19 protein-coding genes are annotated in these 19,108 nt (G+C 63.8%); 15 read left to right on the top strand and 4 right to left on the bottom strand.

Annotated elements, in window-relative coordinates; genetic code table 11:
* Window positions 1-74: 74 nt before the first annotated feature.
* From ACIQTZ_RS22245 to sdhC, 4 genes are all read right to left on the bottom strand, one after another.
* Window positions 75-857 (bottom strand): succinate dehydrogenase iron-sulfur subunit, encoded by a 783-nt coding sequence (locus ACIQTZ_RS22245; RefSeq protein WP_402947035.1) that lies wholly within the window; start codon window positions 855-857, stop codon window positions 75-77.
* Entirely contained in the window at window positions 857-2,656 is a 1,800-nt protein-coding gene (sdhA, locus tag ACIQTZ_RS22240; protein WP_400330700.1) for a succinate dehydrogenase flavoprotein subunit, read from the bottom strand. Before sdhA ends, ACIQTZ_RS22245 begins: the two co-directional genes overlap by 1 nt.
* A 94-nt stretch (window positions 2,657-2,750) precedes the next feature.
* Window positions 2,751-3,212, bottom strand: a complete 462-nt coding sequence (locus tag ACIQTZ_RS22235; RefSeq protein ID WP_387433251.1) for a succinate dehydrogenase hydrophobic membrane anchor subunit — start codon at window positions 3,210-3,212, stop codon at window positions 2,751-2,753.
* Window positions 3,213-3,215: 3 nt separating this feature from the next.
* A complete protein-coding gene (gene sdhC / locus ACIQTZ_RS22230) occupies window positions 3,216-3,596 on the bottom strand; it encodes a succinate dehydrogenase, cytochrome b556 subunit (RefSeq protein WP_011773978.1) in 381 nt (126 codons plus the stop codon).
* 253 nt (window positions 3,597-3,849) lie between these two features.
* Between sdhC and ACIQTZ_RS22225 the strand changes: the two genes are divergently transcribed.
* The 15 genes from ACIQTZ_RS22225 to ACIQTZ_RS22155 all read left to right on the top strand — a co-directional run bounded on the left by ACIQTZ_RS22225 (window position 3,850) and on the right by ACIQTZ_RS22155 (window position 19,058).
* Window positions 3,850-4,983, top strand: a complete 1,134-nt coding sequence (locus tag ACIQTZ_RS22225; protein WP_402984174.1) for a mannose-1-phosphate guanylyltransferase — start codon at window positions 3,850-3,852, stop codon at window positions 4,981-4,983.
* Window positions 4,984-5,092: 109 nt separating this feature from the next.
* Window positions 5,093-6,298, top strand: coding sequence for an amidohydrolase (locus ACIQTZ_RS22220; protein WP_402947030.1), 1,206 nt, complete (start codon window positions 5,093-5,095; stop codon window positions 6,296-6,298).
* A 122-nt stretch (window positions 6,299-6,420) separates the two neighbouring features.
* Entirely contained in the window at window positions 6,421-6,855 is a 435-nt protein-coding gene (locus tag ACIQTZ_RS22215; protein ID WP_400330710.1) for a MarR family winged helix-turn-helix transcriptional regulator, read from the top strand.
* A 47-nt stretch (window positions 6,856-6,902) separates the two neighbouring features.
* Window positions 6,903-7,334 (top strand): organic hydroperoxide resistance protein, encoded by a 432-nt coding sequence (locus tag ACIQTZ_RS22210; protein WP_402984171.1) that lies wholly within the window; start codon window positions 6,903-6,905, stop codon window positions 7,332-7,334.
* Window positions 7,331-8,356 (top strand): NADP-dependent oxidoreductase, encoded by a 1,026-nt coding sequence (locus tag ACIQTZ_RS22205; RefSeq protein ID WP_402984168.1) that lies wholly within the window; start codon window positions 7,331-7,333, stop codon window positions 8,354-8,356. The genes ACIQTZ_RS22210 and ACIQTZ_RS22205 overlap by 4 nt, the downstream gene beginning before the upstream one ends.
* A gap of 266 nt (window positions 8,357-8,622) precedes the next feature.
* Window positions 8,623-9,690, top strand: a complete 1,068-nt coding sequence (locus ACIQTZ_RS22200; protein ID WP_400331623.1) for a BMP family protein — start codon at window positions 8,623-8,625, stop codon at window positions 9,688-9,690.
* A 126-nt stretch (window positions 9,691-9,816) separates the two neighbouring features.
* Complete coding sequence (locus tag ACIQTZ_RS22195) at window positions 9,817-11,340, top strand: ABC transporter ATP-binding protein (protein ID WP_402984165.1); 1,524 nt, start codon at window positions 9,817-9,819, stop codon at window positions 11,338-11,340.
* The gene (locus ACIQTZ_RS22190) at window positions 11,327-12,673 is read left to right on the top strand and encodes an ABC transporter permease (protein WP_402984162.1); all 1,347 of its coding nucleotides are present in this window, start codon (window positions 11,327-11,329) and stop codon (window positions 12,671-12,673) included. Before ACIQTZ_RS22195 ends, ACIQTZ_RS22190 begins: the two co-directional genes overlap by 14 nt.
* Window positions 12,670-13,959, top strand: coding sequence for an ABC transporter permease (locus tag ACIQTZ_RS22185; protein ID WP_402984159.1), 1,290 nt, complete (start codon window positions 12,670-12,672; stop codon window positions 13,957-13,959). The genes ACIQTZ_RS22190 and ACIQTZ_RS22185 overlap by 4 nt, the downstream gene beginning before the upstream one ends.
* 3 nt (window positions 13,960-13,962) lie before the next feature.
* The gene (locus ACIQTZ_RS22180; protein WP_400330728.1) at window positions 13,963-14,361 is read left to right on the top strand and encodes a cytidine deaminase; all 399 of its coding nucleotides are present in this window, start codon (window positions 13,963-13,965) and stop codon (window positions 14,359-14,361) included.
* Window positions 14,358-15,668 (top strand): thymidine phosphorylase, encoded by a 1,311-nt coding sequence (locus ACIQTZ_RS22175; RefSeq protein WP_402984156.1) that lies wholly within the window; start codon window positions 14,358-14,360, stop codon window positions 15,666-15,668. Before ACIQTZ_RS22180 ends, ACIQTZ_RS22175 begins: the two co-directional genes overlap by 4 nt.
* 11 nt (window positions 15,669-15,679) lie before the next feature.
* Entirely contained in the window at window positions 15,680-16,348 is a 669-nt protein-coding gene (locus ACIQTZ_RS22170) for a DedA family protein (RefSeq protein WP_400330734.1), read from the top strand.
* Window positions 16,349-16,541: 193 nt separating this feature from the next.
* Window positions 16,542-17,225, top strand: a complete 684-nt coding sequence (locus ACIQTZ_RS22165; protein ID WP_397324820.1) for a DedA family protein — start codon at window positions 16,542-16,544, stop codon at window positions 17,223-17,225.
* A 29-nt stretch (window positions 17,226-17,254) separates the two neighbouring features.
* On the top strand, window positions 17,255-18,397 hold the full coding sequence (locus ACIQTZ_RS22160; protein ID WP_402984153.1) for an adenosine deaminase: 1,143 nt from the start codon (window positions 17,255-17,257) through the stop codon (window positions 18,395-18,397).
* The gene (locus ACIQTZ_RS22155) at window positions 18,381-19,058 is read left to right on the top strand and encodes a MazG nucleotide pyrophosphohydrolase domain-containing protein (protein ID WP_402984151.1); all 678 of its coding nucleotides are present in this window, start codon (window positions 18,381-18,383) and stop codon (window positions 19,056-19,058) included. Before ACIQTZ_RS22160 ends, ACIQTZ_RS22155 begins: the two co-directional genes overlap by 17 nt.
* Window positions 19,059-19,108: the final 50 nt, after the last annotated feature.

The following is a 19,108-nucleotide window of genomic DNA, read 5'->3' as shown; positions in this document are numbered from 1 at the left end:
TTAAAGCCCGACGGCGCCGCCCACCAAAAGTGGTGGGCGGCGCCGTCGTCGTGCTGTCCTTGGGGAACGGCTGACTAGATCTTGCGCGACAGGATAGCCTGCTTGACCTCGGCGATGGCCTTGGTGACCTGGATGCCACGCGGGCAGGCCTCGGAGCAGTTGAAGGTGGTGCGGCAACGCCACACGCCTTCCTTGTCGTTGAGGATTTCCAGGCGCATGTCGCCGGCGTCATCACGGGAGTCGAAGATGAAGCGGTGGGCGTTGACGATGGCTGCCGGGCCGAAGTACTGGCCGTCGGTCCAGAAGACCGGGCAGGACGAGGTGCAGGCAGCGCAGAGGATGCACTTGGTGGTGTCGTCAAAGCGCTCACGGTCCTCGACGGACTGCAGGCGTTCCTTGGTGGGCTCGTGGCCCTTGTTGATCAGGAACGGCATCACTTCGCGGAAGGACTGGAAAAAGGGTTCCATGTCCACGATCAAGTCCTTCTCCACCGGGAGGCCCTTGATGGGCTCAACGGTGATGGGCTTGGTGGTGTCCAGGTCCTTGAGCAGCGTCTTGCAGGCGAGGCGGTTGCGGCCATTGATGCGCATGGCATCGGAGCCGCACACGCCGTGGGCGCAGGAGCGGCGGAACGAAACCGTGCCGTCGATCTCCCACTTGACCTTGTGCAATGCATCCAACACACGGTCCGTGCCGTACATGGTCAGCTTGTAGTCGTCCCAGCGGGCTTCGTCGGAGATCTCGGGATCGTACCGGCGCACGCGCAGGGTGATGTGGAACGTGGGGATTTCCCCGCCGCCGCCAACGCCCGCAGGAAGCTCGATCTTGGAAGCGGGTTCTGCCATTTCGGTCGTCATTAGTACTTACGCTCCATCGGCTCGTAACGGGTGAAGATCACGGGCTTCGTCTCCAGACGGATGCCCGCAACGGATTCCGCCGACGAGGCGGCTGTGACGGAATTGTCCAGGTAAGCCATGGAGTGCTTCATGAACTTTTCGTCGTCGCGGTCCGGGAAGTCCTCGCGGTAGTGGCCACCACGTGACTCTTCACGGTGCAGTGCACCGACGGTCATGACCTTGGCCATGTCCAGCAGGAAGCCCAGCTCCACTGCTTCCAGGAGGTCCAGGTTGAAGCGCTTGCCCTTGTCCTGGACAGTGACGTTCTTGTAGCGCTCCTCGAAGGAAGCGATGTCGCTGAGGACCTGCTGCAGCGATTCCTTGGTGCGGAACACCTGCATGTTGGCATCCATGGTGTCCTGCAGTTCCTTGCGGATCTGGGCCACGCGTTCGGTGCCGGTGCCGTTGAGCAGGCCGGACAGGATGCCACGGGTCATGGCCTCCGGATCCTCGGGAAGCTCGACGTAGTCGGCAGTCTTGGAGTACTCGGCTGCGGCAACGCCGGCACGCTTGCCGAAGACGTTGATGTCCAGGAGCGAGTTGGTGCCCAGGCGGTTGGAGCCGTGGACGGAAACGCAGGCAACTTCACCGGCGGCGAAGAGGCCCGGCACAACGGTGTCGTTGTCCTGGAGGACTTCGGTTGCGATGTTGGTGGGGATGCCGCCCATGGCGTAGTGGGCCGTGGGGAACACGGGAACCGGATCCGTGAACGGTTCCACACCCAGGTAGGTGCGGGCGAACTCGGTGATGTCCGGAAGCTTGGCTTCGATGTGCTCCGGCTCCAGGTGGGTCAGGTCAAGGAGCACGTAGTCCTTGTTCGGGCCACAGCCGCGGCCTTCGCGGACCTCGTTGGCCATGGCGCGGGCCACGATGTCACGGGGTGCGAGGTCCTTGATGGTGGGGGCGTAGCGCTCCATGAAACGCTCACCCTCGGAGTTACGCAGGATGGCACCTTCACCACGTGCACCCTCGGTGAGGAGGATGCCCAGGCCGGCGAGGCCGGTCGGGTGGAACTGGAAGAACTCCATGTCCTCCAGCGGAATACCGCGGCGGAAGGCGATGCCCATGCCGTCACCGGTGAGGGTGTGGGCATTGGAGGTGGTCTTGAAGACCTTGCCGGCGCCGCCGGAAGCGAACACCACGGACTTGGCCTGGAAGACGTGCAGTTCACCGGATGCGAGGTCGTAGGAGACCACGCCGGCAACGCGCTTCTGCTTGTACGGAGTACCGTCTTCGCGTACTGCGTCTTCTTCGACGATCAGCAGGTCAAGGACGTAGTACTCGTTGTAGAACTCAACGTTGTGCTTGACGCAGTTTTGGTACAGCGTCTGCAGGATCATGTGGCCGGTACGGTCGGCGGCGTAGCACGCACGGCGGACGGGGGCCTTGCCGTGGTCGCGGGTGTGGCCACCGAAACGGCGCTGGTCGATCCGGCCTTCGGGCGTGCGGTTGAACGGCAGACCCATCTTTTCCAGGTCCAGCACGGCGTCGATGGCTTCCTTCGCCATGACCTCGGCTGCGTCCTGGTCAACCAGGTAGTCGCCACCCTTGATGGTGTCAAAGGTGTGCCATTCCCAGTTGTCTTCTTCGACGTTGGCCAGTGCTGCACACATGCCACCCTGGGCCGCACCGGTGTGCGAACGGGTGGGGTAGAGCTTGGTCAGTACCGCTGTGCGTGCGCGCTGACCGGACTCGATCGCGGCGCGCATGCCGGCGCCACCTGCACCGACAATGACGACGTCGTACTTATGGACCTGCATACCAGATGCTCTCTCTTTCAAAATTCAGATGGTCGGCGGAGCCTGCTCCGCTAAGTCAGGTGCGGCCCACGGAACAGGCCCACCGGAGGAGCCGCTACGGCGCCGGGCAGAAACCGCCAGGCAGCTGAACGCCGTCGACGACGGGGCACGGGTTGAAGGTGAAGATCACCAGGGTGCCAAGAATGACGATCACCGCGGTAGCTGCGTACAGGACCACCTTGAGCCAGAAGCGGGTGGAATCCTTTTCCGCGTAGTCGTTGATGATGGTGCGGACGCCGTTGGTGCCGTGGAGCATGGCCAGCCAGAGCATGGCGAGGTCCCAGAACTGCCAGAAGGGATCTGCCCACTTGCCTGCCACGAAGCCGAAGTCGATCGCGTGGATGCCTTCGCCAACCAGCAGGTTCACGAACAGGTGGCCGAAGATGAGCACCACCAGGACGATGCCGGAGAGGCGCATGAAGAGCCACGCGATCATTTCGAAGTTGCCGCGGCTGCTGCCGGTCCGGTTGTACTTCGGGGCGATCTTGCCCGAACGGGGGGACTGGATGGTGGTCATGGCTTAGTGGCCTCCCAGCGCGAGGGAAAGGTGGCGGATGGCGAACCCTGCGAACGTAACCAGCCACAGCGCAAGTACGACCCACAGCAGTTGGCGCTGGTACTTCGCGCCCTTCTTCCAGAAGTCGATGGCGATCACGCGCAGGCCGTTGAAGGCGTGGAAGATGATCGCAGCGACCAGGCCCGTTTCACCCAGGGCCATCAGGGGGTTCTTGTAGGCGCCGATAACGGCGGTGTAGGCCTCAGGGGACACGCGCACCAATGAGGTGTCCAGCACATGGACCAACAAGAAGAAAAAGATCACTACACCGGTAATGCGGTGTCCAACCCAGGACCACATGCCTTCACGGCCGCGGTACAAGGTGCCAGCTGGTTTTGTCGGCACTGAATAAACCTTCCTGCAACACAGCGGCGCTGGCATGGGATCCACGCGGGGGGAACGCCTGCTGCGAGAGCACTCGTAGCTCACGCCTAAATCTAGGCTTCGCTAACAGCTTATTCAATTTAGGACCGGCTTCTCTGCTTGTTAATTCTGTGTTTCCCGCCCGGGATTCCGGGAATTTTTCCGCTGCATGAGACTAATGCCACATGTGTGGCGCGCGGCGGGGCCTGGCAGCTGTGTCCGATAAAGTGTTGAGGTGAGTACAGAAGACGCGACATTCCCGGAATCACCCTTGGACCGCTTCCATGCAGTCATTCCGGCCGGCGGTGTGGGAACCAGGCTGTGGCCACTCTCGCGTGCCGCGGCACCGAAGTTCCTCCATGACCTGACCGGTTCCGGCAGCACTCTCTTGAGGGCTACCTACGATCGCCTCGAGCCCTTGGCCGGCGAGCGGGTCCTGGTGGTAACGGGCCAGGCGCACAGGGCCGCCGTGTGCCGCCAGCTTCCCGAAGTAGGGGACGACGAGCTGGTCCTCGAAAGCGAACCCAAGGATTCCGGCGCAGCCATTGGCCTGGCCGCGGCCATCCTCTACCAGCGGAACCCGGAGACCATCATGGGCTCCTTCGCCGCCGACCAGGTGATCAGCCCGGACGAGCTCTTCCAGGACACCGTCCGCGAGGCGATCTTCACCGCGGCCACGGGCAAGATTGTCACCATAGGCATCAAGCCCACGCACCCGTCCACCGGCTTCGGCTACATCCGTTCCGGCAAGGAGCTTAAGGTCGACGGCGCACCCAATGCCCTGGCCGTCGCGGAATTCGTGGAGAAGCCCAGCGAGGACGTTGCCCGTAAATACGTCGAGGCCGGCGACTATGTCTGGAACGCGGGCATGTTCGTTGCCCCGGTAGCCCTCATGCTCCAGCACCTGGAAGCCAACCAGCCTGAGCTCTTCGCGGGCATCCAGGAGATTGCCCACGCCTGGGACACTCCGGAGCGTGCCGAGGTGACCGCACGCGTGTGGCCCACCCTGCCCAAGATTGCCATTGACTACGCCGTAGCCGAGCCCGCAGCGGCAGCCGGCGATGTCGCCGTCGTACCTGGTACATTCCGCTGGGACGACGTCGGTGACTTCGCCGCCATCGGGCGCCTTAACAATGCCGGCGACGTTGACGAGGTGACCGTCCTTGGCGAAGGTGCACGTGTCTTCGCCGAAAACGCCAGCGGCGTGGTTGTTTCGGACACGAAGCGCGTGATCGCACTGATCGGCATCAAGGACGTTGTCATCGTGGACACCCCCGACGCGCTCCTGGTGACCACCAAGGAACACGCACAGCGGGTCAAGGGCGCCGTGGATGCCCTGAAGGCCAGCGGCGACACGGACGTGCTCTAGCCCAGTCCGTATAACTTAAGCCACCTCTTTGGTTGTCCTGCGCCTGAACGCAGCGTAACCAAGAGGTGGCTTTCGTTCTTCCGGGGCCGTGCATGGCTAGAGTTGTGACGTGCGCAATTACACGACTGAAACCGAGCCCACTCCTGTTGTAGGTCCTTGGGTTGACGAGCTCTTGCCCGGACTCATCGAATTCCGGCGGGACCTGCACGCGCACCCTGAACTTTCCTTCAAGGAGTTCCGCACCACGGACAAGCTCGTGGAGCGGCTCGAGGCCGCCGGATTGAAGCCGCGCCGCCTAGAGAACACTGGCCTGACGGTGGATGTGGGGGAAGGCCCCATTGCCACGGCCCTCCGCGGCGACATCGATGCGCTGCCGATCATTGAGGAAACGGGACTGCCGTTCGCCTCCAAGAACCACGGGGTGACACATGCGTGTGGCCACGACATCCACACCACCACCATGCTCGGCATTGCCCTGACCCTGCAGCGCATGCACAAGAACAACCCGCTGGGCGGCACGGTCCGCATCATTTTCCAGCCGGCCGAGGAAACCATGCCCGGCGGTGCGTTGTCCTGCATCGAGCAGGGGGTGCTGCAGGGTGTTCCCCGTATCCTCGCGCTTCATTGTGATCCCCGGATCAATGTTGGCCAGATCGGCACGCGCATTGGCGCCATCACCTCGGCGTCGGACACCATCAAGATCGAACTGACGGGCCGCGGCGGGCACACCTCCCGGCCCCACCTGACCGAAGACCTGGTCTTCGCGCTGGCGCAGATCGCCATCAACGTCCCCGCCGTCCTGTCGCGCCGAGTTGACGTTCGCAGCGGGGTCTCCGTGGTGTGGGGGCAGATCTCTGCGGGCTCAGCCCCCAACGCCATCCCGGGCAGCGGCTACATGGCCGGGACCATGCGCTGCCTGGACCGCGATGCGTGGCACAGCGCCGGAGAGTTGCTGGACGACGTCGTGAAGCAGGTTGCTGCCCCGTATGGCGTGGATGTCCACCTTGAGCACACCCGTGGCGTTCCTCCCGTAGTCAACTCCGAGCACGAGACGGCGCTGATCGAGGCGGCTGCCCGGGCGGAACTTGGCGAAAACGCGGTGGTCCTGACCCCGCAGTCCATGGGCGGCGAAGACTTCGCATGGTTCCTCGCGGACCTCCCCGGCGCCATGATGCGCTTGGGCACCCACACGCCCGGCGGCGAGGAGTACGACCTCCACCGTGGCGACTTCATCGTGGACGAGCGGGCCTTGGGCTACGCGGTCCGCGTCCTGTCAGCTGCGGCCCTCCGGACCATCCGGGACCTCCAGAACTAAACCCAACCGGGGGACAGATGGAGGCCCACTGAGCGTTCAGTGGAGCGTGATCTGTCCCTCAGTTGGGTGCACTCGGCCAAATTGAGTTGTGCACAATTCAATTGTGCGCTACCGTTTTACCCATGAGTGATGCTCCCCGCCTCCGCCACCAGGTCTGCTTTGCGCTGTACTCGGCATCCAAGGCCGCGACGGCGGTCTACCGCCCCGTGCTGGACGATCTGGGCCTGACGTATCCGCAGTACCTGGTGATGCTGGTCCTGTGGGAGCAGGAGCCGCGGAGCGTACGAGAGTTGGGGGCCGAGCTCGGCCTGGATTCCGGGACGCTGTCACCGCTCCTGAAGCGCCTTGAGGCACTCGGCCTCGTGGAGCGCCACCGGTCCGCCGAGGACGAACGCCGTGTTGACGTGGTCCTCACCGAGGCGGGGAGCCGGCTGAGCGAACGTGCAGAAGCCGTTCCGCAGCGCCTCGCGGACGCCGCAGGACTGTCTGCCGCGGAGATCCAGCAACTGCACGCCACCCTCGGCAAACTCACTGCGGCCCTGCAGAAGTCACTCTGAAGACTTCGAACGAGAAGAAGATTTCACACCAGAAAGGGACACTACCCATGAAGACCCTCTACACAGCTGAGGCCCTTGCCTCCGGCGAAGGCCGCGACGGCAACGCCCGCACCAACGACGGCAAGCTTGACGTGGCTTTGGCAAGCCCGGTGGAACTGGGCGGCAACGGCCAGGGAACCAACCCGGAGCAGTTGTTCGCGGCCGGATACGCGGCTTGCTTCCACTCCGCGTTGCGCCTGGTGGGCCGGAAGGAACGCGTTGACGTGACGGACTCTGCGGTCGCCGCCAAGATCCACTTCGGAGCCTTGACCGACAGCGAAGGCTACGGCCTGGCCGCCGAACTCGAAATCGCGTTGCCCGCCCTGGGCAAGGAAAAGGCCGAGGAACTCATGGCCAAGGCGCACACGATCTGCCCCTATTCCAATGCCACCCGTGGCAACATCGCCGTGGACCTCAAGCTCGTGGAGTTCGCAGCATGAGCGCCCTGACGCAGGAGCTTCCTGCCGCAACCCGCGAAATCCAGCTCGCCTCCCGGCCTTCCGGCCGGCCTGTTCCGGACAACTTCCGCCTGGCCGAGGCTGGGCTTCCCCAGCTGGAGGAAGGCCAGGTCCTGGTGAAGAACCAGTTCATGTCCGTGGATCCCTACATGCGCGGCCGCATGAATGATGCAAAGTCGTACTCGGCGCCCTTCCGCATCGATGCAGCGCTCGACGGCGGTGCGGTGGGTGAGGTGATCGCGTCCCGTTCGGACGCACACAAGGTGGGTGACGTCGTCGTGCATCAACTGGGGTGGCGTGAACACGCGGTGGTTGACGCCGCAACGGCCACCACGGTGCCGGCGGGGCTTGCGCCCGCATCGGCGTTCCTCGGGGCGTTGGGCATGACCGGCCTGACCGCCTATGCCGGACTGCTCAAGGTGGCCGAATTCAAGGAAGGCGACGTCGTCTTCGTTTCCGGTGCTGCCGGTGCCGTGGGTTCCATGGTGGGACAGATCGCCAAGGCCATGGGCGCCGGCAAAGTGATAGGCAGTGCGGGCTCGGCAGCCAAGGTTGCCAGGCTGTTGGAGCTTGGCTTCGACGCCGCCTTCAACTACAACGATGCCCCCGTGCTTGAGCAGTTGCGGGAGGCGGCGGGGGAGCGCGGCATCGACGTCTACTTCGACAACGTTGGCGGCGAGCACCTTGAGGCGGCCTTGGCTACGCTCAACGTTGGCGGTCGGGTTGCCATGTGCGGGGCCATTGCCCAGTACAACTCCACCGAGCCGCCGGCAGCGCCGCGGAACCTCGCCGTGGCCATTGGCAAGCAGCTGACGCTTCGCGGTTTCCTGGTGGGCGGGCAGCGGCAGCATGCTGCGGAGTTCCGGCAGAAGATGGCCGGCTGGTTGGCTGATGGGACCGTGAGCTATGACGAGACGATCGTGGATGGACTGGAAAACGCGCCCCGTGCCTTCATTGATCTGCTGGACGGAATGAACACCGGAAAGATGCTGGTCCGCCTGTGACGCACGCCCCTGCCTACTGATTGGTAACAAAAAGTCAACGATCTGGGGCAGGGGCCAGCTTTGTGCTATCTCCGTGTGGTGTACGCCACTAGGGTGGTGGTTATCAATGCGCTACGGCGCAATGCTGCGAAGCATCAGTGAAAACAGAATTTCTGCCCCGGGGTTTTGGAAACGGACACTCATTGACCACCAGTCGTAGCGATCATCACTTTCTTCCTGGAGGAACATTGAAGAAACCACTGCGTGCCACCCTGAAGCGCGGTTCGATGGCCGGTGTGGCCACCTTGGGCGCCAGCGCGCTCCTGCTCAGCGGCTGCGGACAGGCTCCCGACGCCGGCTCCGCCAGCAATACCGCCAGTAACTACACCGGTTGCATCGTCTCCGACTCCGGTGGGTTTGACGACCAGTCCTTCAACCAGTCCTCCTTCGAGGGCCTCAAGAAAGCCGAAAAGGACCTGGGCATCAACACCAAGTCCGCGGAGTCCAAGGCCAACAGCGACTTCGAGACCAACCTGAACGGCATGGTCTCGGCCAACTGCAACATGACCATCACTGTCGGCTTCCTCCTCGGTGACGCAACCAAGGCCGCTGCCGAGAAGAACACCGACAAGCACTTTGCCATCATCGACTACTCGTACCAGACCCCCATCGCCAACGTGAAGCCGGTTGTCTACGACACCGCCCAGGCCGCCTACCTGGCGGGCTACGCCGCTGCCTCGGCCACCAAGACCGGCAAGGTGGGAACCTTCGGCGGCATCAAGCTGCCCACGGTCACCATCTTCATGGATGGCTTCTACGACGGCGTCCAGGCCTACAACAAGGCCAAGGGCAAGACCGTCCAGGTCGTGGGTTGGGACAAGGCCACGCAGGACGGCTCGTTCACCGGTGACTTCGAAAAGCAGGACACCGGAAAGCAGATCACCAAGAACCTGCTGGACCAGGGCGCGGATATCGTGATGCCCGTGGCCGGACCTGTTGGCAAGGGTGCGGGCGCTGCGCTCAAGGAAGCCAAGGCGGCCGGCAAGGACGTCAAGCTCATCTGGGTCGACTCCGATGGTTTCCTCACCGCTCCCGAATACAAGGACCTGATGCTGACCTCTGTGGTCAAGCAGATGGGCGAAGCGGTGGAAACCGTGGTGAAGGACGACAAGGACGGCAAGTTCAGCAACGAAGCCTACGTTGGCACGCTGGCCAACGACGGCGTGGCGATCGCCCCGTTCCACGACCTTGACTCGGCCATCTCCGCCGACACCAAGAGCGAACTCGACGCCCTGAAGGCGGACATCATCTCCGGGAAGCTGAAAGTCGAATCGGCGGCCAGCCCCAAGAAGTAGCAACTCCTGGACGCGCCGCCAGTACCGTTCCGCGGTACTGGCGGCTCGTTTTTGCCCTGACGTAGGCTGCTGCCATAGGTAGTGAGCAGTGCAGCCGTCCCTCGGACTCAAAGAACGGTGGGAGTTGTGAAACTCGAATTAAAGGGGATCTCGAAAGCGTTCGGGAGCTTCTACGCCAACCAAGACATCGACCTCGTGGTCGAATCCGGCCAGATCCATTGCCTCCTCGGCGAGAATGGTGCCGGAAAATCAACCCTCATGAATGTGCTGTACGGGCTCTATGAACCTACAGCCGGACAAATCCTGGTGGATGACCAGCCCGTGAACTTCCGCGGCCCTGGCGACGCCATGGCGGCGGGAATCGGCATGGTGCACCAGCACTTCATGTTGGTCCCGGTGTTTACCGTGGCCGAAAACGTGGCGCTCGGTGCGGAGCCGACGTCCTTCGGCGGCGTCCTCAGCATGGATGAAACCCGCCGCAGGATCCGCGAGATCTCGGCGAAGTACGGCTTCGACGTGGAACCCGACGCCCTGGTGGAAGACCTGCCGGTAGGTGTCCAGCAGCGCGTGGAGATCATCAAGGCGCTGGTGCGCGAAGCCAAGGTACTCATCCTGGATGAGCCCACGGCGGTCCTGACGCCGCAGGAAACCGATGAGCTCCTGGACATCATGCGCCAGCTCAAAGCCAGCGGGACCTCGATCGTGTTCATTTCCCACAAGCTGCGGGAAGTGAAGGCCGTTTCGGACGTCATCACCGTGGTCCGGCGCGGCAAGGTGGTGGGCGATGCTCCGCCGACCGCCTCGGCCACCGAACTAGCCTCCATGATGGTGGGCCGTCCGGTCAGCCTCAGCCTGGACAAGGCGGCCGCCCAGCCCAAGGAAACTACGTTCGTCGTCGAGAACCTCACGGTCCGTGCCCCCAACGGCACCAACGTGGTGGACGGAATCAGCTTTGATATCGCCCAAGGCGAGATCCTCGCCGTCGCCGGTGTCCAAGGCAACGGACAAACGGAACTTACCGAGGCGATCCTCGGAGTGCAGGAACACGTCACCGGTTCCGTCACCCTTGACGGCAAGCAGCTCTTGGGGTTGCCGGTGAAGGATGTCCTGCGTTCAGGTGTTGGCTTTGTTCCTGAAGACCGGACGGTTGACGGCCTCGTGGGTCCCTTCTCCGTCGCCGAAAACCTCGTCCTTGACCTTTATGACCAGGCGCCTTTCGCCAGCGGCGTGAGCATGAAGCCGGCCAAGGTGGCGGACAATGCCAAGGCCAAGATTGAGGAGTTCGATATCCGGACTCCATCGGCCGGTGCCGCGGCCGGAACCCTTTCCGGCGGCAACCAGCAAAAAGTGGTCATGGCCCGTGAACTGTCCCGCCCGTTGCGGCTGTTCATCGCCAGCCAGCCCACCCGCGGCGTGGACGTTGGCTCCATTGAATTCCTGCACAAGCGCATCGTCGCCGAGCGCGATGTTGGAACGCCCGTGATGATCGTCTCCACGGAGCTCGATGAAGTCATGGAACTTGCAGACCGCATCGCCGTGCTTTACAAGGGCAAGCTTGTGGGCATCGTTCCCGCCGGGACTCCCCGCGACACCCTCGGCCTCATGATGGCCGGCGTCAGCCCGGAAGGGGGCTCCGATGACAACCAGTGACCAGACCAGCAGCGACCAGTCCAAGAAGGACGCAGCACCCCAGGAATCCACCGCTGATGCCCAGGCGGCGGACGTCGCCCTGGACACAGCCGGCGGCACCCTGGAACCATCGATCGTTCCGGTCTCCTCGCAGAGCGGGGATATCGGACACCAGCAGGGGAGCCTGTTCCGCAGGATCGTCATGGGCAACGGCTTCGTTTCGGTCCTCGCCGTGATTGTGGCCTTGATCCTCGGCGGTCTCCTGATCGCCAGCACGGACGCCCGCGTCGCGAGGACGGCAGGCTACTTCTTTGCCCGGCCCACCGATTTCCTGCTGGCCCTGTGGGATGCCATGACCAAGAGCTACGTGGCGCTCTTCCAGGGCGCGGTGTTCAACACCCGCCAGGGCTTCATGCCGCTGCTGGAAACCATGACCGTGGCAACGCCGCTGATCTGCGCCGGCCTGGGCGTTGCCCTCGCCTTCCGCGCTGGGTTGTTCAACATCGGCGCCCAGGGGCAGATCATCATCAGCGCCACCCTGGCCGCCTATGTCGGCTTCACCTGGCACCTGCCCTTCGGCCTGCACCTCCTGGTGGTCATCATCATGGGCGTCCTCGGCGGCGCCGTGTGGGGCGGAATCGTTGGTGTCCTGAAAGCCCGGACGGGCGCGCACGAGGTCATCGTGACCATCATGCTGAACTACGTTGCCCTGTTCCTGCTGGACTTCCTGCTGAACACGGCAGCGTTCCGCCGGCCGGGGGACAACAGCCCCATTTCGCCACGCCTGGATGAGTCCGCCACCTACCCGGTACTGATTCCCGGTTCGCGGCTCCACCTCGGCTTCCTGGTGGCCGTGCTCCTGACGTACGGCGTGTGGTGGATGCTGAACCGCTCCACCATCGGCTTTGAATTCCGTGCCGTCGGCGCCAACCCTGCCGCCGCGCGGACGGCTGGCGTCAAGGTTCCCCGCGCCACCATCCTGGTCATGGCCTTCGCGGGAGCGTTGGCAGCGTTCGGCGGCGTAGCCCAGGTGGCCGGAACGGAAAAGGTCCTCACCGGTGGCGTGGCCGCCCAGATCGGCTTCGACTCCATCACGGTGGCCTTGCTGGGCCGCAGTACCCCGTGGGGCACGTTCTTCGCCGGCCTGTTGTTCGGTGCGTTCCGGGCGGGCGCAGTCCAGATGCAGATCCAGACCGGCACACCGATCGACATTGTCCTGGTGGTCCAGTCGCTCATCGTCCTGTTCATCGCTGCTCCGCCGCTGATCCGGTCGCTCTTCCGGCTGGACAGCAAGAAGAAGAAAAACAAGAAGGTGGCCCCCAAGGTCGCCGTTGCCACCGGAGGTGCAAAGTGAGCGCAACAACCACCGCTCCCCGGGCTGGAGCAACCGCACTGCCGGGCACGCGCCCGTCGTTGAAGGTGCCCGTTTCCCTGGGTGTCCTGGCCTTGCTTGCTTTGGTCTTCTTCGGCTTGCTCGGCCCCGGGCAGACGGCCGAAATGAAGATCAGCGATCCAGGCGACAGTGTCCAGGTTCCGGCGCTCATGATCCCCGGCCAGGTAGGCGGCGTGGTGCTGGCCATCCTGTTGCTGGCCATGGCGGCCTACTCGATCTATCTCTGGACGCGCGGGGAACGCTCGCCCAAGTGGCTGCCGATCGCGTTCGCCGTGGTGTTCGTCTTCGCCCTGCTCGTGTGGATCGTGGCCGGCGCCCGCCAGCCGTCCATCTCGCTGGCCGGCCTGGTGGCAGGTTCCGTGACGCTGGCAGTTCCCCTGGTGTTTGGTTCGTTGTCCGGCGTCCTGTGTGAACGGGTAGGCGTGGTCAATATCGCCATCGAAGGCCAATTGCTCGGCGGCGCCTTCACGGCAGCGCTGGTAGCCACCGTGACGGGAAGCCCCTACATCGGGCTCATCGCCGCAGCGGCGGCAGGTGCCGCGGTGTCCATGGTGCTGGCTGTGTTCAGCATCAAGTACCTGGTCAACCAGATCATCGTCGGTGTTGTCCTGAACGTCTTGGTCTCCGGCCTCACCGGCTTCCTGTTCGGTACGGTCATGGCTCCGAACAAGGACCAGTTCAACACTCCCGGGCGCCTGGATATCCTTCCGATTCCGTTGCTCTCGGACATCCCGATCATTGGCCCCATCCTCTTTGAACAGTCGATCGCCGGCTACCTCATGTACATCGCGGTGGCCGTGGTGTGGTTCGGGCTGTTCAAGACGCGCTGGGGCCTGCGTGTCCGTGCAGTGGGTGAGCACCCCCAGGCAGCAGACACCCTGGGCATCAACGTCAACGCCACCCGTTTCTGGAACGTGACCCTGGGTGGTGCCATTGCCGGCATCGGTGGCGCCGTCTTCACCTTGGTGACCATCGACTCGTTCACCAAGGAGATCTCCGGCGGTCGAGGCTTCATCGCCCTTGCGGCGTTGATCTTCGGCCGGTGGAACCCCATCGGTGCCTTCCTGGCCTCGCTGCTGTTCGGCTTCGCGTACAACCTGCAGTCCATCCTGGGCATCATCGGAACTCCGGTGCCCAGCCAGTTCATGGCCATGCTGCCGTACCTGGTGACGATTTTCGCCGTCGCCGGTTTGGTGGGCAGGTCGAGGCCACCGGCCGCGAGCGGCATACCGTACGTGAAGGGCTGACGGATGCGCGATGTCAATTGGCAGGTCCTGGAGGACGCCGCCAAGGAGGCCATGGCAAAGGCCTACGCCCCGTATTCGAAGTTCCCGGTGGGGGCTGCGGCCCTCACCGAGGACGGCCGGATCATCAGCGGCTGCAACGTGGAGAACGCCAGCTACGGCCTGACCTTGTGCGCGGAATGCGCGCTGGTGGGGCAACTGCACATGAGCGGCGGTGGCAGGATCGCGGCCTTCTACTGCGTGGATGGCCAAGGAAACGTCTTGATGCCCTGTGGCCGTTGCCGCCAGCTGCTGTACGAATTCCGCGCACCCGGCATGCAGCTCATGACCACCCAAGGCATCAAAACCATGGACCAGGTGCTGCCTGACGCCTTCGGTCCGGAACACCTGGAGGAAAACACGTGACCAGTACCGAAGCGTTCGACGCCGTCCAGATCATCACCATCAAACGGGACAAGGGCACCCTGACGCCCGAACAGATCGACTGGACCATCGATGCCTACACCCGGGGCGTCATTGCCGAGGAGCAGATGGCGGCGCTCAATATGGCCATCCTCCTGAACGGCATGGACCGGGAAGAGATCTCGCGCTGGACGTCCGCCATGATCGCCTCGGGGGAGCGGATGGACTTTTCGTCGCTGACAACGCCCGACGGCGGCAGGAAGGCTACCAGCGACAAGCACTCCACCGGTGGGGTCGGGGATAAGATCACGCTCCCGTTGGCGCCGTTGGTGGCTGTTTTCGGGGTGGCCGTTCCGCAGCTTTCGGGCCGCGGACTGGGCCACACCGGCGGCACGTTGGACAAGCTCGAAGCCATCCCCGGATGGCGGGCCAACCTCAGTAATGCGGAGATCATGGCCCAGCTCCAGGACGTCGGCGCAGTGATCTGCGCGGCGGGATCGGGGCTGGCTCCGGCGGACAAAAAGCTCTATGCCCTCCGCGACGTGACAGGGACTGTTGAAGCGATCCCGCTCATTGCCTCCTCGATCATGAGCAAGAAGATTGCCGAGGGCACTGGCTCCCTGGTCCTCGACGTCAAGGTGGGCTCCGGCGCCTTCATGAAGGACGAGGCCAAGGCGCGGGAGCTTGCGGAGACCATGGTGGACCTGGGCAAGGACGCCGGCGTGCACACCGTTGCGCTGATGACTGATATGTCCACCCCGCTCGGCCTGACCGCGGGAAACGCGATTGAGGTGGAAGAGTCAGTAGAGGTCCTTGCCGGCGGTGGTCCGGAAGACGTCGTCGAACTGACCGTCCGGCTCGCCGAAGAGATGTTGGCGGGTGCGGGAATCCATGACGCCGATCCCGCCGCCGCGCTCAAGGACGGCCGGGCCATGGACGTGTGGAACCGCATGATCGAAGCCCAGGGTGGCGATCCCCGGGCAGCCTTGCCGGTAGCCCGGGAATCCGAGGTGGTCTACGCGCCAGCAGATGGCGTGCTGGTGGAACTGGACGCACTCGCTGTGGGCGTGGCTGCGTGGCGGCTCGGCGCCGGGCGGGCCCGCAAGGAAGACCAGATCCAAGCGGCGGCTGGCGTACGGCTCCATGCCAAGCCCGGTGCCCTGGTCCGGGCCGGTGAGCCGCTCATGACGCTCCTGACGGATACTCCGGAGAAATTCGGCCGTGCCAAGGAGGCGTTGCAGGATGCCGTGGTGATTGCGCCGGAGGGTTCCCGCCCGGCCCGGCGACTGATTATCGACAGGATCGCCTAGGCTTAATTCCTGTGCAGGCCATCAACGATTTCATCCTCGCCGCAGCCGGGCAGCCCTGGGTGCTGTTCCTGGTGTTGGCCTGTTGCGTCATCGACGGTTTCTTTCCGCCGATCCCCAGCGAATCGGTGGTGGTAGGGCTCAGCGCTGTCTCCGGAAGCAGCGGTTCACCGAACGTGTGGCTGCTGGCCTTGGTGGCAGCGCTGGGTGCTTTCTCCGGGGACAACATCGCGTACCTGATCGGTCGCCGCATCGGCATCCAGCGGTGGCGCTGGATGCGGACCCAGCGCATGCAAGGTGCCTTCCGGTGGGCGGGCAAGGAACTGCGACGCCGGGCCGCCTCGCTGATCATGGTGGCGCGGTTCATCCCGATCGGCCGCGTCGCGGTGAACCTCACGGCTGGAGCCACCCACTTCAACCACCGGCGCTTCGTGGCCCTGACGGCCTTGTCAGCCGTCCTGTGGGCCGGCTACTCGGTGGTCCTTGGCTACTTCTTCGGTGTGTGGTTTGAGCACAACCATTTGCTCGGCGCCGTCATCGCGATCGTGGTTGCCGTGATCCTGGGCATCGTCATCGACCGCATCATCAGCAAGGTCCGGGGCTCCGTGCCTTTGGACGGCAAGGACATCCCCGAGACGGAGATCCAGCCGGGGGAGAGCGCCCCGCCTCCACCCAAGGTATGAGACCCGAAACAGGGCAAGATCACCCCGCCGGTTGACGCCGGAACAACACCCGCGCCTATAGCGTTAATTGTGTGATCCCGAGGCTGGGGCGTAGCGAACGACGTCCCGGCCATGGGACACTAAGAGCGACTTCCGTCACAGTGTCAAGTCATATTCATCTAGGAGCTACCGCCGCGTGGAGTTTTTGAACCAAATGCTCGAGCATGCAGCCGGGCAGCCTTGGATTTACCCGGTGCTCCTGGTGTTCTTCTTCATCGACGGATTCGCCACCATCCTTCCCAGCGAAACAGCAATTGTTGGCCTCTCGGCGCTGTCCCTTCACAGCGGGGAACCCAACCTTTGGATCCTGGGGACCACTGCGCTTATTGGAGCCATGGCCGGTGACAACATGGCCTACATGCTGGGCCGCAAGATCGGCCTGACCCGCTGGAAATGGATGCGCCGGCCCAAGGTCCAGAAGATGTTCGCATGGGCCCAGTACGAGCTGGACAAGCGCGGAGCCGTCCTGATCTTCACGGCACGCTATATTCCGTGGGGACGTGTGGCAGTCAACTACGTGGCAGGGCAGACCGGATTCCGGCACCGGACCTTCTTCTTCCTTGATGCCTTTGCCTGCATCACCTGGGTTGGCTACTCGATCGGCATCGGACTCCTCGCCGGCCAGTGGGTCCACCACAACCCGCTGCTTGGCGTCGGTATTGCCGTGGCCTTCGCCGTGGTCCTTGGCATCGTCGTGGACCATGTGCTGCGCTGGTGGCACAAGTACCTCGAAAAGAAGGACCATGCCAAGGAAGCTGCCGCCCACGGGACCGCTCCCACGGCAGACGCAAGCGCCAAGGCGATTGCCGGCGTCGACCGTTCCAAGCCCGCTGGCTAAGGACCTGCCGTCCCCCTACAGTTGGGTACGTGACTGAGCCAATTCTTGACGCTGCCCCTGCCCTCGATTTCGATCTGAAGAGCCTGCCGAAGGTTTCCCTCCACGACCACCTGGACGGAGGACTGCGGCCCGCCACCATCATCGAACTGGCGGAAGCCGTAGGGCACACGCTGCCGTCCACGGATCCTGTTGCTTTGGGTGAGTGGTTCCGCGAATCCGCAGACTCCGGTTCCCTGGTCCGCTACCTCGAGACCTTCGACCACACCATTGCCGTGATGCAGACCAGGGAAGGCCTCTTCCGGGTGGCCCAGGAGTTCGTCGAGGACCTGGCCGAAGACGGAGTGGTCTATGGCGAAGTCCGCTGGGCCCCCGAGCAGCACCTGCAGAAGGGCCTCAGCCTTGATGAGGTTGTGGAAGCCGTCCAGGCCGGGCTTGAAGCCGGCATGGCCGCCGCTGACGAGCGCGGACAGCAGATCCAGGTGGGTCAGCTCATCACCGCCATGCGCCATGCAGACCGAGGCCAGGAAATCGCCGAGCTGGCCGTCCGCCACCGCACCAAGGGTGCCGTTGGCTTCGACATTGCCGGTGCCGAGGATGGTTTCCTGCCTTCCCGCTTCAAGGAAGCCTTCACCTACCTGGCCGCCAACAACTTCCCGGCAACAGTCCACGCGGGCGAGGCCGCCGGACTGGACAGCATCCAGTCCGCGCTGGTTGACGGCCGCGCCCTGCGCTTGGGACACGGCGTCCGGATCGCCGAGGACATCACGGTCGAGTTCGAGGAAGACACGGACGACGACGGCGAAGGAACCGTTGGGTTGGTGACCCTCGGCAACGTGGCCGGCTGGGTTCGCGACCGCGGCATCGCCTTGGAAATCTGCCCGTCCTCCAACCTGCAGACCGGTGCCATCGCCAACTTCGGCGAGGGCATCGAGAGCCACCCGCTGGACATGCTGTTCCAGCTGGGCTTCAACGTCACCATCAACACGGACAACCGCCTCATGGGCGGCGTCACCCTCACGGACGAGTTCGAGCTCCTGGTGGAGACCTTCGACTACGACCTCGATGATCTGCTCGAGCTGACGCTCAACGCCGCCGAGGCAGCGTTCCTGCCGCTGGACGAGCGCGAAGCCTTGGTGGAGTACATCAACGACGCCTATGCCAACCTCGGCTGACAAATCCAGCCTCGACACGCTGATCGGAACAATCGCCGCTCTTCGGGAACACTGCCCGTGGATGGGCGCGCTCACCCACGAATCGCTGGTGGAGTACTTGATCGAGGAAGCCTACGAAGTGGTGGACTCCATCGAGTCGGGAGCTGTTGACGAGGAGCTTCGCGGCGAGCTGGGCGATGTGCTGCTTCAAGTGGTGCTGCACGCCCGGCTCGCCGAGGAGCGCGGCAGCTTTGACTTCGCGGCGGTTGCACGGGACATCAACGCAAAAATGATCCGGCGGAACCGGCACGTCTTCAAGGCCGACGGCACGCTCCAGGACACCTTCCCCGCAACGGTGGAGGAAATCATCCTGAAGTGGGATGCAGCCAAACGGGCGGAGAAGCCGGAGCGCACCGATCCTTTCGAGGGCATCCCGCCGCACCTTCCAGCTTTGGCAGCGGCACAGAAGTCCTTGGACAGGGCCGCCCGCGCGGGTTTTGCCGTCAAAGCGCAAGGTGCCCAGGCCGACGTCGTGGTTCCTGCCATTCCAGCCTCGGAAGAGGCACTCGGTGAGCTGCTGCTGGCGATCGTCGCCGGTGCCCGGGGCCAAGGACTCGACGCCGAGCGGGCCCTTCGTGGGGCAGTACGAACGTTCCAGGAAGGTCAAGGCCGGCCTTCATGACGTGAGCGGTTGGAAGCCGTTCCGTAACCTAAGCCACTCTCGACTACGCT

Origin of the sequence: Paenarthrobacter sp. NPDC090520 (genome assembly GCF_044769205.1) — a bacterium.
Lineage (GTDB): Bacteria > Actinomycetota > Actinomycetes > Actinomycetales > Micrococcaceae > Arthrobacter.
This window is presented reverse-complemented; position numbering and strand designations above follow the sequence as displayed.

Excerpts from the sequence above, each read along its gene's own strand:
- ACIQTZ_RS22205 (WP_402984168.1), top strand. The coding sequence starts at position 7,331 with ATGAGCGCCCTGACGCAGGAGCTTCCTGCCGCAACCCGCGAAATCCAG.
- ACIQTZ_RS22155 (WP_402984151.1), top strand. The coding sequence starts at position 18,381 with ATGCCAACCTCGGCTGACAAATCCAGCCTCGACACGCTGATCGGAACA.
- ACIQTZ_RS22210 (WP_402984171.1), top strand. The coding sequence starts at position 6,903 with ATGAAGACCCTCTACACAGCTGAGGCCCTTGCCTCCGGCGAAGGCCGC.
- ACIQTZ_RS22190 (WP_402984162.1), top strand. The coding sequence starts at position 11,327 with ATGACAACCAGTGACCAGACCAGCAGCGACCAGTCCAAGAAGGACGCA.
- ACIQTZ_RS22215 (WP_400330710.1), top strand. The coding sequence starts at position 6,421 with ATGAGTGATGCTCCCCGCCTCCGCCACCAGGTCTGCTTTGCGCTGTAC.
- ACIQTZ_RS22200 (WP_400331623.1), top strand. The coding sequence starts at position 8,623 with ATGGCCGGTGTGGCCACCTTGGGCGCCAGCGCGCTCCTGCTCAGCGGC.
- ACIQTZ_RS22245 (WP_402947035.1), bottom strand. The coding sequence starts at position 857 with ATGACGACCGAAATGGCAGAACCCGCTTCCAAGATCGAGCTTCCTGCG.
- ACIQTZ_RS22165 (WP_397324820.1), top strand. The coding sequence starts at position 16,542 with ATGCTCGAGCATGCAGCCGGGCAGCCTTGGATTTACCCGGTGCTCCTG.
- ACIQTZ_RS22180 (WP_400330728.1), top strand. The coding sequence starts at position 13,963 with ATGCGCGATGTCAATTGGCAGGTCCTGGAGGACGCCGCCAAGGAGGCC.
- sdhA (WP_400330700.1), bottom strand. The coding sequence starts at position 2,656 with ATGCAGGTCCATAAGTACGACGTCGTCATTGTCGGTGCAGGTGGCGCC.
- ACIQTZ_RS22235 (WP_387433251.1), bottom strand. The coding sequence starts at position 3,212 with ATGACCACCATCCAGTCCCCCCGTTCGGGCAAGATCGCCCCGAAGTAC.